Raw genomic sequence first — 13,590 nt, 5'->3', positions numbered from 1 at the left:
CGCATTTCAAGATCAACAAAATCCCAGCTCGAGGCGCCGCCGGCACGGGCGGCCGAGCCGGGAGCGCCGCATCGCGAGTCCCGATCTCACCGGTGGGGAGCGGTGGGGCATCCCGGTGGGGAACGGTGGGGAGTCGTCGTGGAGGGATGTGGGGAGCGCGTGTCGCACCCGACGGGCCGTCACGACAGCGGGGCACAGAAACAGTGATGGCGTGACCCGAGGGCCACGCCATCACCGTTTTCGAAAAACTACGACCTACTCCTGTTCGAATCTCCGACGGAATCGGTCTTCCATGCGGGAAGAGAAGCCGCCACCCGACTTCTTGCCGCCATGGGACTTACGCGGATGCGATCCGCCCGACGTGCCCGGAGAGCCGTCCCCATCGGGAACCGCCGCCAGATGGCTCTTTCCTCCGCCGAGAAGAAAGAGGATTCCGGCACCGAACATCACGACGAATCCGATCAGACTGATGATCGGGAATTCGCCCAACCTCACATTCACAGCCACGCCCACGACGAGAAGAACGAGACCCAAAACGAAGAGGGCCACCGCCTGCAACCGACGCTTGCCGGAGGGGGCACGCATTCGCCCGCCCCTCACAGTGGACGCGAACTTGGGATCCTCGGCGTAGAGCGCGCTCTCGATCTGGTCGAGCATGCGCTGCTCGTGCTCGGAGAGTGGCACGGTACCTCCCCCGGCACTAAGAGTTGGCACCTCATCCGCGGTGCGGTGAGGTGGGTAACGGACTGACGGTTACCTGAATTCAATAATACGAGGAGAGTCGGTCCCGTACCAGCTACTCCATCGACGAGTTCTCGACGAATCCATGACGATCTGGGACACCGCGACCCGCAGCTCCGCCAACGTGTCCGGAATCACCCGCCGGACACTACCCGGAGATGCCCCGATCACGCCCACTCCGACCCACCTCGGGCAGGAAATCCTCCACCGCGGTGAGGAACCGACCCACCTCCCCGTAGAACCGGTCGGCATCGGCATCCGAGACCGCGCGCGTCACGCCCGCCTCGATCGCCGCGCGCAACGCCGAGTGCTCGGCGAAGTAGTCGGCCCATGCCGCGAACTCGGGCGCCGCACGGACCATGAGCACCCACGCGCTCCGGGAACGCGGCCGCCGCGACGCCGCCGCACGAGCCTGCCCCTCCGCCGCAGCGAGGACTGCGGCCGCGCCGCGCAGGGCGGCGAGGTAGGCGCAGCGGAAACGCTCCGCAGGCTCCCCGGCCCCGGCCGCCTCCGACAACAGGCGGTCGGCGCGACGGAGCAACGTCGTCGCCTGCACCGACACCGGACGCCGACCGGAGGATCCGCACCCGCCCGCGATCCCCGGCATTCCCGCCGACCTCGGGGCCAACCCCGACGCCGGCCTCGGCCGCATCCTCGACGCGACCGGTACGACCGATTCGACTTCCGACACGACTCCGAACACCTCCCACCGCTCCGAAGTTCAAGGCCGGCGATCCGGCGATGATTCGCTTCCCTCGAACATCACCGGATCGCCGATATCGAACATGTGTTCGACCTATTCAATATAGCTGGCCCCACCGACACATCGTCAAGGGAGAAGAGGGTGAGCCACAGCATGGACAGCACCGGCAGCCCCGGAGAGAGCCCCGGCACCACTCCCGGGACGCCGGTCGTCGTCGATCTGTCGGTGTCCGAGATGCGCGCTCGGCTGCCCGAGGCGCTGGCGATCTACGTGGCCGCGATGGGCTATCCGCACGGGACCGAGTACCACCGTGCGCCGATGTGGACCGAGCACACGGGGCGACCCGGCTGGCGTGCGGTGGGTGCGGTCCAGCCCGATCCCGCGCACCCGGACCGGCCGGCCCCACTCGTCGCGATCGCGTACGGCTACCGCGGCGCCCCCGACCAGTGGTGGCAGCAGCAGGTCCGTCACGGGATGCAGGCGACCGGCTGGAGCCGCGACCAGATCGAGTACGTCCTGGGCAACTACTTCGAACTGACCGAACTGCACGTCCATCCGAGCGCGCAGGGGCACCGACTCGGTGAACGACTCCTGCGCCGACTCCTCGACGACCGACCCGAACGGGGCGTGCTGCTGTCCACCCCCGAGGTGGACCAGGAGAACAATCGGGCGTGGCGGCTGTACCGACGCACCGGGTTCCGGGACGTCGTCCGCCACTTCACCTTCGCGGGCGACCGCCGCCCGTTCGCCGTTCTGGGCCGGGGGCTGCCGCTGTGATGGACGTGATCGTCGTCGGCTCGGGCCACAACGCACTCGTCTCGGCCTGTTACCTCGCGCGCGCAGGCTGGTCGGTGGAGGTCCTCGAACGCGACACGGTGCTCGGCGGCGCGGTCTCGACCGTCGAGCGGTTCCCGGGACACAAGGTGGACCGCGGATCGTCGGCGCACATCATGATCCGCCACACCGGGATCATCGAGGAACTCGACCTCGCCGCGCACGGACTGCGCTACATCGATTGCGACCCGTGGGCGTTCGCCCCTGCCCCGGCCGACTCGGACCGACCGGGCATCGTCTTCCACCGCAGCCTCGAGCGCACGTGCCGGTCCATCGAGGAGTCGTGCGGCGGCGCCGACGCAGCCGCGTACCGGCGCTTCGTCCAGACGTGGGGCCCGCGCACCGAGCGCGTCATGCGGGCGTTCTCGGCACCGCCGACCGGCGGACATCTGCTGCGCTCGTTCTGGGGGCTGGACACGTCCGCTGGGGGCAGCGCGATCTCCCGGGAGTTCCTCACGACGGGCGACGCCCTGCTGGACGAGTACTTCGACAGCGAACCGCTCAAGGCCGCGCTCGCGTGGTTCGGTGCCCAGTCGGGTCCGCCGATGTCCGAACCGGGCACCGCCCCGATGGTCGGGTTCGCGGCGCTGATGCACACGCTGCCGCCGGGCCGCGCGGTCGGCGGCAGCGGCGCGCTCACGGCAGCACTGGCCTCGCGTCTCGCGTCCGACGGCGGCACCGTCAGCCTCGGCGACGGCGCCACCGAGCTGCGCCGCGACACCGACGGGTGGACCGTCGTGACCGAGTCCGGCCGTCGCCTCCGGGCCCGCGCCGTCGTCGCCGGCTGCCACGTGCTGACCACCCTCGACCTGCTCGAACGCGGCGGGTACGACCGGGACACCCTGGCCGGATGGCGACGGCGGATCCGCGTCGGCCCCGGTATCGGCATGGTGCTGCGGCTGGGCACCGACGCGTTGCCGTCGTACCCGAGCGCACCCGCCGCGGCGACCGCCACGTCGGGTCTTCAGCTGCTGGTCTCCGACCGGGCGCAGTTGCGGGCGGCGCACGGCGCCGCGCTCGCCGGGGAGTTGCCGCCGGAACCGGCGGTGCTGGCGATGAGCTTCAGCGGCATCGATCCCACGATCTCCCCAGCGGGCGAGCACCAGGTGACGCTGTGGTCGCAGTGGCACCCGTACGCGCTGTCCGGCGGCCGACGCTGGGCCGATCTCGGCGAGAGCGAGGCCGACCGCATCGTCGCGGGCGTGGACGCCCTCGCGCCCGGTTTCGCCGACAGTGTCCGGCACCGGTTCGTGCAGACGCCCGCCGACATCGAACGCGAGATGGGCCTGATCGGTGGCAACGTGATGCACGTGGAGATGTCACTGGACCAGATGTTCATGTGGCGGCCGATTCCGGAACTGGCCGGACACCGCGTCCCGGATGCCGACGCCCTGTACCTGACGGGCGCGTCGACGCACCCCGGTGGCGGGGTGTCGGGATCGAGTGGACGCAGCGCGGCCCGGGTCGCGCTCGCGGACGCCGGCGGTGGACGACTACGCCGGGTGCTGCGCAAGACCTTCCGATGAGGTCCGCGACGCCGCTCGTGCGCGTCTCCGCGGTCGTCGCGGCGGCCGCCGTCGCGGCACAGATCGCGTATCCCCTCGTCGACGGCCGGTCCCGGGACGTCGTCACGGTGGCGGTGGTCGCGCTGCTGGCGACGGCGTCGATCGTGCATGCCGTCGGGGTCCGGGGCGGCAGGTGGGCGGCGGGCATGGTGCTGGCCACCGCCGGGATCGGGCTGATGTCGGAGGTCGTCGGGGTCGCGACGGGAATCCCGTACGGCTGTTACGAGTACGCGTCCGGCCGGCTCGGGCCGTCGATCGCGGACGTGCCGCTGGTGGTGCCGTTCGCGTGGACGGCGGGCTTCTACCCGGTGTGGTGCGCCGCGTCGGTGGTCACCCGCGGCAGCCTCCCGCGCATCGCCCTCACGACGATCGGTGTGGTCGGCTGGGACCTGTACCTCGACCCGCAGATGGTCGCGGACGGGCAGTGGCGGTGGTGTGTCACCGACGCCGGGCTGGCCGGTGTCGAGCACATCCCGCTGACCAACTACGCGGGCTGGATGGTCGTGGCCGCGGTGATGGCGATCCTCGTCGACCTGCTCGACCGCCGCGTCCACCCCGCGCCGCCATCGCCCATCCGCGACGCCGTGCCGATCGCGCTGTTCCTGTGGACGTGGCTCGGCTCGGCCCTCGCGCACGCGGTGTTCCTGGACGCTCCCGAGCTGCGGTACTCGGCGGTCTACGGCTTGGTCGCGATGGGTGTCGTCGGCGCTCCCCTGCTGCTGCGACTGACGTGTTCGCGCCGCACCGAATCGGACACCACCCGCGCCGCCTGACACGAATACCCGTGCCTTGCACGATGATCTCGCCGCACCTGGCACGATGTTCCCGTGCAGCCGCCCACATCTGGCCCCTCGGTCCGTTCCCGCTCCCGCATCCGGGTGTTCGCCACCGCAGCGCTCGCGCTGCTCCTCGTTCCGTTGCTCGCCGGGTGTCTCCGCGTCCAGGTGTCGATGGGTGTGTCCGCCGACGACAAGGTCTCGGGGCAGATCGTCGCCGCGACCGTGCCGCAGGACGAGAACGACAAGGGCCCGCAGCTGACCCCGCCGGACTCGCTCTCCAGTCGGGTCCGGGTCCAGGAGTACCGCAAGGACGGCTACGTCGGCTCGCAGGCGTTCTTCAGCGGCCTGTCGTTCGGCGACGTCCAGAAGCTCGGTTCGATGTACAGCGAGACGGGCACGGCGCTGCAGTTGTCGCTGCGGCGCGCCGGCGACCTGGTGAGCCTCGAGGGCCGCGTCGACCTGGAGAACGTCCCCGCCCAGGGCACCGACGTGCAGTTCACGATCGCCTTCCCCGCCCGGGTGGCCACCACGAACGGCACCCGTGAGGGTGAGTCGACCGTGACGTGGAAGCTGCCGGCCGGCGACGTCAGCACGCTGCGCGCCGAGGTCCGCTACGCCGATCCCAGCACCCGGAGCTTCGCCGGCTGGGCCGGCATGGCCGCGGGTGTCGCGATCGCGGTCGCGGCCATCGTCGGCGTCATGGCGTGGGCGACCCGCAACCGCACCCGGCCGCCCGGACCGCCCACCAAGACGCCGGTCGCGACGTCGGCGCGGTGACGCTGAACCCCGTGGTTCCGCCGCTCCACCGTTTCGACCCCCTCGCCACGGTCACGCGCATCGGTGCCGGCCTGGCGATCGGCGGCGCCGCAGTCGCCGCTGCGAACGCCGCCACCCTGCCGCGGATGCACGCCGGGCCGGTCACCGAACCGGTCACCGTCGTCGTGCCCGCCCGCAACGAGGCCGATCGGATCGGCGCCCTGGTCGCGGACCTGCGCGCCCAGCGCGGACTGAGCACGCTGCGGGTCCTCGTCCTCGACGACGACTCCACCGACGGAACCGCCGACGTCGCCCGACGGGCGTTCGACAACGACGGCCGATTCGCGTCGATCCGCAGTTCCGACGCACCGCCGCCCGGCTGGCTCGGCAAGACCGCCGCGTGCCGCCTCGGCGCCGAACACGCGTCGCGGCTGATGGATCGGCGGCGGCCGGGTGTGCTCGTGTTTCTCGACGCCGATGTCCGACTGGCACCCGACGCCCTCGCCGCCGCGGTCACCGCGCTGCGCCGCGGCGGTGTCGACCTGGTGTCGCCGTGGCCCCGGCAGGACGCCGTGTCGGCCGCCGAGAGGCTGATCCAGCCGCTGCTGTGCTGGTCGTGGTTCGCGTCGTTGCCCACCGCCGTCGCCGCCCGCAACACCCGCCCGTCGATGGTGGTCGCGTGCGGGCAGTTCCTCGTCTTCGACGCCGCCGCGTACTACCGGATCGGCGGCCACGCCGCCGTCGCGGACAGCCTCACGGAGGATCTCGACATCGCCCGCGCGCTGCGCCGGCGAGGCGGGCGGACCGCCGTGGCCGCCGCCCAGCACCTCGCGTCGTGCCGGATGTACACGACCCCGGCGGCGCTGTCCGCGGGATACACGCGGTGGTTGTGGACGGCGTTCGGTTCCTCCGCCGGGTCTGCGGCGGTGTCGGCCGGCGCTGCCCTCGCGTACCTGCTGCCCCCGGCCGCGGCGCTCCTCGGGCGCGGCCGGACCCGGGCGTGGGGGGCGGCGGGGTACGCCGCCGGTGTCGTCTCGCGGCTGACCGCGCGCACCGTAGAGACCGGCGTCCGCCCCGGCGTCCGCGACGTGCTGGACGCGGCCGCCCACCCGGCGTCGATCGTCGGGCTGATCTACCTGACCGGCGTCTCGCATCGCGAGCGCCGCCGCGGACGGCTGCGGTGGAAGGGCCGGGCCGTCACCTGAACCGGCACGGCCCGGACGGAGTCACACCGCGGCGGACGCCGACATTCCCAGGTTCGCGAGCACCTCGCCGGTGGCGCGCGCGAAGTTGAGGGTGATGAAGTGCAGGCACGGCGCACCCTCGGAGATCAGCCGCTCGGCCATCTCGGTCGCCACCTCGATACCGATCTCGCGGACCGCGGCCCGGTTCTCCTCGGGACCGTCACCCGCGGCGCGGCGCAGGCGCTCGTCGAGTTCGACCGGCAACCGCGACCCGGACAGCTCGAGGCTGCGGCGGGCCGAGCGCAGCGACGTGATCGGCATGATCTCCGGGATGATCGGCTTCTCGCCCTGCTCCGGGTCGTACGCGACGACCCGGTCACGCAGCCGCAGGTAGTCCTCGACGTCGAAGAACATCTGGGTGATCGAGTACTCGGCGCCGGCGCGCAGCTTCGACACCAGGTACTTGGTGTCGTGATCGAGATCCGGTGCGCGGTAGTGGCCCTCCGGGAACGACGCGACACCGACGTGGAAGTCGCCCATGTCCCGGACGAGACGCACGAGTTCCTCGGCGTACTCGACACCCTCGGGATGCTTGACCCACTCGCCGAGCGGATCCCCGGGCGGGTCGCCCCGCAGCACCAGGACGTTGCTGATCCCGCGGTCCGCGTACGCGCCGCACATCGCCCGCAGTTCGTCGATGCTGTGCCCGACCGCCGTCAGGTGCGCGACCGGCAGCAGCGTGGTCTCCTCGGCGATCTGCCCCGTCACCCGGACGGTGCGGTCCCGCGTCGAACCGCCGGCGCCGTACGTCATCGACACGAACGCCGGATTCAGCCGCTCGAACGCGCGAACGGCGCGCCACAGTCGCTCCTCGGCGGCCTCGTCGCGGGGCGGCGAGAACTCGACCGAGAAGGGGATCCGACCGCCGTCGGAGGAGCGGATACGGTCCACGATCGAAGGGGTCTGGGTCACCCAACCCGCGCTGTTGCGCCCCCGAACGGCATCGAATGTCACCAACCAAGCATAGGTTGACCAGCACCGGCCACCCGAATCGCGTCGGCGCTCGCGCCTCGGTCACCGCTGCGGGGACCATCGACGACGACCACTAAGGTGGGAGCGAGGCTTATTCCGCGCGGGCCTGGCCGCCGCGCAGCAGTCTGTGCTCGACATCGAGTCCTCGAGTCAACTTGGAGGCAGTCCTGTCCGCCGGAGCCGGTGAGTCCACTCGCCCGACCCAGTCCACCCCGCCGCTCACCGATCTGGTCGAGGAGTCGGTCCGCGAGTTCTTCGCGTCCCGTGCCGACACGGTCCGGGCCGTCGGCGGCGGTTACGCCGATGCCGTCGCAACGCTCGAGAGCTTCGTCCTGCGCGGCGGCAAGCGGGTGCGCCCGGTGTTCGCCTGGACCGGCTGGCTCGGCGCCGGCGGTGATCCGCAGGGCCCGCAGGCGCCGGCCGCGCTGCAGGCCGCCGCCGCCCTCGAACTGGTCCAGGCGTGCGCGCTCGTCCACGACGACATCATCGACGCCTCGACGACCCGCCGCGGGTTCCCGACCGTGCACGTGGAGTTCGCCGACCGGCACGTCGCGCAGCAATGGAGCGGCGGCTCGGCGGAGTTCGGGCGCGCCGTGGCGATTCTGCTGGGCGACCTCGCGCTGGCGTGGGCCGACGACATGGTCCGCGAGGCCGGGCTGGACCACGAGACCCTCGCCCGCGTCTCCCCCGTGTGGTCGGCGATGCGCACCGAGGTGCTCGGCGGCCAGTTCCTCGACATCAGCAACGAGGTGCGGGCCGACGAGTCCGTGGAGTCCGCGCTGCGCGTCAACCGGTTCAAGACGGCCGCGTACACGATCGAACGCCCCCTGCACCTGGGTGCGGCGATCGCCGGCGCCGACGCCGACCTCGTCGAGGCGTATCGGACGTTCGGCACCGACATCGGCGTCGCGTTCCAGCTGCGCGACGACCTGCTCGGCGTGTTCGGCGATCCCGACGTGACGGGCAAGCCGTCCGGGGACGACCTGCGGGCCGGGAAGCGCACCGTGCTGTTCGCGGTCGCGCTCCAGCGCGCCGACGAGACGGATCCGGCGGCCGCGACGCTGCTGCGAGAGGCGATCGGCACCGACCTGTCCGACGCACAGGTGGAGCGGCTGCGATCGGTGATCGTCGACCTGGGCGCCGTCGACGACGCCGAGCGCCGCATCGCCGAGCTCACCGACAACGCGCTCGCGGCACTCGACGGCAGCACCGCCACGGAGGAAGGCAAGCGTCGGCTGCGGGAGATGGCGATCGCGGTCACCCGCCGGGACGCCTGATCGACGTGGGTGTCCGTACCGTCCGCGGGGTGACCGATCGCGTCGTCGTGGTGGGCGCCGGGCTCGCCGGACTGTCGGCGGCCCTGTACCTGCGCGGCAGCGGCCGCGACGTCACGCTGCTCGAGCGCGACGACCGGCCGGGTGGCCGCGTCGGGACGTATCGCGGGCCCGGCTACGTCATCGACAACGGCGCGACCGTCCTGACGATGCCGGAACTGGTGCGCGACGCCCTCGCCGCGGTCGGTGCCGACTTCGGTACGACGACGCCCCCGCTGCGCCTGCACCGGCTGGATCCGGCGTATCACGCGCGGTTCGCGGACGGTTCGACGATCGACGTGCACTCCGACCCGGAGCGGATGGCCGCCGAGGTGGCGCGCGCGTGCGGACCGGACGAGGCGCGCCGGTATCTCGACCTGCGCGGCTGGCTGGCCCGGGTGTTCGACGCCGAGTTCGACACGTTCATCGACGCGAACTTCGATTCGCCGCTGGATCTGTTCTCGACCCGGAAGTCGGCGACCGACCTGGCCCGCCTGGCCGCGGCGGGCGGGTTCGGCCGACTCGGCCGGCAGGTGGGCCGGCGGATCACCGATCCGCGGTTGCGCCGGATCTTCACGTTCCAGGCGCTGTACGCGGGGGTGGCGCCGGCGAAGGCGCTCGCGGTGTACGGAGCGATCGCCCACATGGACACCTCCCTCGGGGTCTCGTTCCCCGAGGGCGGCATGCACGCGATCGCCGAGTCGATGGCCGACGCCTTCGCCGCGGCGGGTGGGCACCTCCGTTTCGGCGCCGACGTCGTCCGCGTGGAGCGGTCCGGCGAGCGGGCGCGAGCGGTGCACACCGCCGACGGCCGGACCTTCCCGTGCGACGCGCTGGTGCTCACCCCGGACCTGCCCGTCGTCGACGACCTGCTGCGCACCCGTCGCCCGCGTCGGCAGCGCATCTCACCGTCCGCGGTGGTCCTGCACGGGACGATCCCGCGGGCGACCGCGGCACGCTGGGGTGCCGCGCATCACCACACGATCGACTTCGGCGCCGAGTGGGAACGCACGTTCGCCGAGATCGCGGCCCGGCCCGGGCACGGACGGCTGATGAGCGACCCGTCGCTGCTCGTCACCCGGCCCGCGGTCACCGATCCGGGACTCGGGGTCACCCGCGACGGTGTTCCCCACGAACCGTTGTCGGTGCTGGCGCCGTGCCCCAACCTCGATGCCGCCCCGCTCGACTGGGCGGCGCTCGGCGGCGCCTACACCCGAGAACTGCTGCAGACCCTCGAGCGCCGCGGCTACCACGGGATCACCAGCGACTATGTCGTTGATCACATCGATACGCCCGCGACGTGGGCCGGCCGCGGCATGGCTGCGGGTAGCCCGTTCGCACCGGCGCACGTGTTCCGGCAGACCGGACCCTTCCGGCGGCGGAACCTGGCCTCACGCAGGGCGAACATCGTCCTGGCCGGATCCGGCACGACGCCGGGCGTGGGCGTGCCGACGGTCCTGATCTCGGGCAAACTGGCCGCGCAGCGCATCTGCGGCCGCTCGGAGGCAGGGCTTGCCGGATAATCGCCGACGACACACTAAACTGACTACCCGTCCCATGCTGTCCGGCCGCCCCGACGCGACCGGACGTCACCGATCGCTTCTTCCGGGGGAGGAACCTTCACCGATGTCGGCCTCTTCCGGAATCCCCGACGCCGCGGTCGACCGGCGGTCCTGGCTGCGCGCCGTGGCCGACTACCTGCGGACCCCCGAAGGGCACGCGACGATCCTCGGATTCGTCGGTGCGGTGATGATCACGTTCGGCGGTTTCGGCGCCGGTAGCGTGCGCCGACACGACCCGCTGCTCGAGGAGATGCGGCTGTCGTGGCTGCGGTTCGGCCACGGCTACGCCCTGTCGACGTTGATCATCTGGGGCGGTGTCCTGTCGATGATCATCGCGTGGGTGCGGCTGGGCCGATCCACGATCAACGGCCGGGTCGGGCTGCGGGCCCTGATGTGGACTGTTCCGGCGTGGACCGCCCCGATGCTGCTCGCGGTTCCGATGTTCAGTCGCGACGCGTACTCCTACCTCGCGCAGGGCGCCCTCCTCCGGGACGGCTTCGACCCGTACGCGGTGGGACCCGTGGTCAATCCCGGCATCCTGCTCGACAACGTCAGCAACGTGTGGACCACGACGACCGCGCCGTACGGCCCGATCTCGCTGCTGATCGGCCAGGGCATCACCGCCGTCACCGGCGACAACGTCGTGGCGGGCACCATGCTGCTGCGGGTGGCCTTCCTGCCCGGTCTCGCGATGATGATGTGGGCGCTGCCGCGTCTCGCCCTGCAACTCGGCGGCCGGCCCACGATCGCGGTGTGGCTGGCGGTGCTCAACCCGCTGGTGCTGATCCACCTGATCGGCGGTGTCCACAACGAGCTGCTCATGGTCGGTCTGATGGTCGCCGGCATCACCCTGGCGCTCGACCGCAAGCACGTCGCGGCGATCGCACTGATCGCGCTAGGTGTCGCGGTCAAGGCGATGGCCGGCATCGCACTGCCGTTCATCGTGTGGATCTGGATGATCCACGAGCGCGACCGCGCCCTCGCGGAGGGCCGGGAACCGGCGACACCGGTGGCGTTGTTCGTCCGGACGGCGGGCATCGGGGTCGCGGTGTTCGCGGCCATCTTCACTGCCGCGTCCGCGATCGCCGGTGTCGGGCTCGGCTGGCTGACGGCGCTGTCCGGCTCCGCGAAGATCATCAACTGGTTGTCGTTGCCCACGATCATGGCGCACGTCGTCACGATCGGAACCGGATGGTTCACCGGGCTGACCTCGGTGGACTCGGGATCACCGGTCCTCGGGGTCACGCGTAGCATCTGCTTCGTCGCGCTGGCGGTCGTGCTGGTGTGGGTCTGGTGGCGGTTCCGCAAGACCGAGCGCGACGCGGTGATGGGCATCCTGGTCGCCCTGGTCGCGATCGTCATCCTGTCCCCCGCTGCCCTGCCGTGGTACTACTCGTGGCCGCTCGCGATCGCGGCCGGCTTCTCGATGTCCACGCGGATGCTGCAGATCCTCGTCGGCCTCTCGACGTGGCTGATGCTGGTGTTCCAGCCGGACGGATCGATCGGCCTGTACACGTTCTTCCACGTCGCGCTCGCCACCTTCGTCGCGGTCGTGGCCGCGGTCTCGCTGAGGACGGTGGACCCGCTGCGCCTGCGCTCGGTGTCGGAGAAGGTGCCCGACGCGACCGCGCACGTCGTGGATCAGCTGGCACCGGCCGCCCCCGAGCGGCGTTCGTCGCCGCTGTGACCGTTCGAGTGCCGTGACCCCCACCGTTCCGGTCGACGATCTATCTTCGGCGTACCGCCGATGCCGGCGACTGGCGGCCGAGCACGGCCGGACGTACTACCTGGCCACCCGCCTCCTGCCCGTCGAACGGCGCCCGGCCGTGTGGGCGCTCTACGGATTCGCGCGCACCGTCGACGACGTCGTCGACGTGGACTGCGCCGGGCGGGCGCCGGCGGCGCGGGCGGCCGCGCTGGACGTCGTCGAAGCGCAGTTGTACGACGCGCTCGCCGGTCGCCCGGTGGACGATGCGCGCACCGGGCCGGTGGTCCGCGCCCTCGCCGACACCGTCCGGCACTATGCGATCCCCGTCGAGTACTTCCGGGCGTTCCTCGACTCGATGCGGATGGACATCCCGGGCACCCCGGGCTTCCGCGCCGAGTACCCGGACATGGCCGAGCTGCGCCGCTACATGTACGGGTCGGCCGCGGTGATCGGGCTGCAGATGCTCCCGGTCCTGGGCACCACCGTCCCGCGGGTCGTCGCCGAACCCTATGCGGCCGCGCTGGGCGAGGCGTTCCAGCTGACGAACTTCCTCCGCGACGTCGGCGAGGATCTCGACCGCGGGCGCGTCTACCTTCCCGCCGACGAGCTCGGCGCGTTCGGCGTGGACGTCGAGCTGATGCGCCACTGCCGCCGCACCGGCACCGTCGACCCGCGCCTGCGCCGGGCGCTGGCGCATCTCGTCGCGGTCACCCGCGCGCTCTACCGGCGGGCCGAACCCGGGCTCGACATGCTCGAGCCCCGGGTCCGACCGGGCATGCGCGCCGCATACGTGCTGTACGCCGAGATTCTCGACCAGATCGAGAACGGCGACTTCCGGGTGCTCGACCGCCGGGCCACGGTGCCGCGGCACCGCCGCCTGGCCGTCGCGCTGCCGCTGCTGGCCCGGACGGTCGTCGGCTCGCGGTAGGACCCGTCAGAAGGCCATCGACTGCGCGCGGCGGACGACCTCACGGGCCTGGTGGCCGTGCATCGCGTCGATCGGGGTTCCCGGCAGGGTGTCGTCGGCGGTGAAGAGCCAGCGCAGGATCTCCTCGTCCTCGAATCCGCCGTCGCGCAGGACGACGATCAGTCCGGACAGCAGCCGGACGGGCTGGCCGTCGTCGCCGAAGAAGGCCTCGGGGATGCCGAGCACGCCGTCGCGCCGGACGGCGATCAAATGGTGGTCGCGCAGCAGCTGGTGCACGCGGGTGACCGCAAGGCCCATCCCCTTCGACACGTCTGCCAGCTGCAGCAGCGAAATCGACCGGTCCAACACGTCATCGCAGTAAGGGATAGCACTCACTCCCGTAACGTTATCCGGTCCACGACGCAGGTACGACCACGGGCCACATCGCGGAATCGGGACAATGGCCGCGGCTGACTACGATCGAGATGAATCTGTGCACGGAAAGG

At 71.6% G+C, this 13,590-nt stretch carries 13 protein-coding genes; 9 read left to right on the top strand and 4 right to left on the bottom strand.

Annotated features, from left to right (window positions below):
* Positions 1 to 255 precede the first annotated feature (255 nt).
* Both EGT67_RS12535 and EGT67_RS12530 read right to left on the bottom strand, forming a co-directional pair.
* Entirely contained in the window at positions 256 to 684 is a 429-nt protein-coding gene (locus EGT67_RS12535; RefSeq protein ID WP_127916412.1) for a DUF3040 domain-containing protein, read from the bottom strand.
* 205 nt (positions 685 to 889) lie between these two features.
* A complete protein-coding gene (locus EGT67_RS12530) occupies positions 890 to 1,348 on the bottom strand; it encodes an SAV_6107 family HEPN domain-containing protein (protein WP_164877554.1) in 459 nt (152 codons plus the stop codon).
* Positions 1,349 to 1,597: 249 nt separating this feature from the next.
* Between EGT67_RS12530 and EGT67_RS12525 the strand changes: the two genes are divergently transcribed.
* From EGT67_RS12525 to EGT67_RS12505, 5 genes are read left to right on the top strand one after another with little or no spacing between them, the layout of a single operon-like run.
* A complete protein-coding gene (locus EGT67_RS12525) occupies positions 1,598 to 2,221 on the top strand; it encodes a GNAT family N-acetyltransferase (protein WP_127916665.1) in 624 nt (207 codons plus the stop codon).
* Positions 2,221 to 3,804: a phytoene desaturase family protein gene (locus tag EGT67_RS12520; protein WP_127916664.1), complete on the top strand. Its 1,584-nt coding sequence runs from the start codon at positions 2,221 to 2,223 to the stop codon at positions 3,802 to 3,804. The genes EGT67_RS12525 and EGT67_RS12520 overlap by 1 nt, the downstream gene beginning before the upstream one ends.
* Positions 3,801 to 4,616, top strand: coding sequence for a carotenoid biosynthesis protein (locus tag EGT67_RS12515; RefSeq protein WP_127916411.1), 816 nt, complete (start codon positions 3,801 to 3,803; stop codon positions 4,614 to 4,616). The genes EGT67_RS12520 and EGT67_RS12515 overlap by 4 nt, the downstream gene beginning before the upstream one ends.
* 54 nt (positions 4,617 to 4,670) lie before the next feature.
* Positions 4,671 to 5,399: an LppM family (lipo)protein gene (locus EGT67_RS12510; RefSeq protein WP_127916410.1), complete on the top strand. Its 729-nt coding sequence runs from the start codon at positions 4,671 to 4,673 to the stop codon at positions 5,397 to 5,399.
* Positions 5,327 to 6,583 carry a glycosyltransferase family 2 protein gene (locus EGT67_RS12505; protein WP_241565997.1) on the top strand — a complete coding sequence of 419 codons (1,257 nt, stop codon included), beginning with the start codon at positions 5,327 to 5,329 and terminating at the stop codon, positions 6,581 to 6,583. Before EGT67_RS12510 ends, EGT67_RS12505 begins: the two co-directional genes overlap by 73 nt.
* 21 nt (positions 6,584 to 6,604) lie before the next feature.
* Here EGT67_RS12505 and metF read toward each other — a convergent pair whose 3' ends face one another.
* Positions 6,605 to 7,534: a methylenetetrahydrofolate reductase [NAD(P)H] gene (gene metF, locus EGT67_RS12500; protein WP_206612375.1), complete on the bottom strand. Its 930-nt coding sequence runs from the start codon at positions 7,532 to 7,534 to the stop codon at positions 6,605 to 6,607.
* A gap of 215 nt (positions 7,535 to 7,749) precedes the next feature.
* Between metF and EGT67_RS12495 the strand changes: the two genes are divergently transcribed.
* From EGT67_RS12495 to EGT67_RS12480, 4 genes are all read left to right on the top strand, one after another.
* Complete coding sequence (locus EGT67_RS12495) at positions 7,750 to 8,871, top strand: polyprenyl synthetase family protein (RefSeq protein WP_127916408.1); 1,122 nt, start codon at positions 7,750 to 7,752, stop codon at positions 8,869 to 8,871.
* Between the two features lie 29 nt (positions 8,872 to 8,900).
* A complete protein-coding gene (gene crtI, locus EGT67_RS12490; RefSeq protein WP_421958124.1) occupies positions 8,901 to 10,430 on the top strand; it encodes a phytoene desaturase family protein in 1,530 nt (509 codons plus the stop codon).
* 103 nt (positions 10,431 to 10,533) lie between these two features.
* Positions 10,534 to 12,156: an alpha-(1->6)-mannopyranosyltransferase A gene (locus tag EGT67_RS12485; RefSeq protein ID WP_127916407.1), complete on the top strand. Its 1,623-nt coding sequence runs from the start codon at positions 10,534 to 10,536 to the stop codon at positions 12,154 to 12,156.
* A 13-nt stretch (positions 12,157 to 12,169) separates the two neighbouring features.
* Positions 12,170 to 13,105 carry a phytoene/squalene synthase family protein gene (locus tag EGT67_RS12480; protein WP_127916406.1) on the top strand — a complete coding sequence of 312 codons (936 nt, stop codon included), beginning with the start codon at positions 12,170 to 12,172 and terminating at the stop codon, positions 13,103 to 13,105.
* A 6-nt stretch (positions 13,106 to 13,111) separates the two neighbouring features.
* On the opposite strand, the gene EGT67_RS12475 is transcribed toward EGT67_RS12480, so the two are convergent.
* Complete coding sequence (locus EGT67_RS12475; RefSeq protein WP_127916405.1) at positions 13,112 to 13,480, bottom strand: Rv2175c family DNA-binding protein; 369 nt, start codon at positions 13,478 to 13,480, stop codon at positions 13,112 to 13,114.
* Positions 13,481 to 13,590 lie beyond the last annotated feature (110 nt).

Origin of the sequence: Prescottella agglutinans, from assembly GCF_004011865.1 — a bacterium.
GTDB lineage: Bacteria > Actinomycetota > Actinomycetes > Mycobacteriales > Mycobacteriaceae > Prescottella > Prescottella agglutinans.
This window is presented reverse-complemented; position numbering and strand designations above follow the sequence as displayed.

Bases quoted from the DNA above. Each gene is read 5' to 3' on its own strand.
- EGT67_RS12530 (WP_164877554.1), bottom strand. From the start codon at position 1,348: ATGCCGGGGATCGCGGGCGGGTGCGGATCCTCCGGTCGGCGTCCGGTG.
- EGT67_RS12525 (WP_127916665.1), top strand. From the start codon at position 1,598: ATGGACAGCACCGGCAGCCCCGGAGAGAGCCCCGGCACCACTCCCGGG.
- EGT67_RS12520 (WP_127916664.1), top strand. From the start codon at position 2,221: ATGGACGTGATCGTCGTCGGCTCGGGCCACAACGCACTCGTCTCGGCC.
- EGT67_RS12515 (WP_127916411.1), top strand. From the start codon at position 3,801: ATGAGGTCCGCGACGCCGCTCGTGCGCGTCTCCGCGGTCGTCGCGGCG.
- EGT67_RS12485 (WP_127916407.1), top strand. From the start codon at position 10,534: ATGTCGGCCTCTTCCGGAATCCCCGACGCCGCGGTCGACCGGCGGTCC.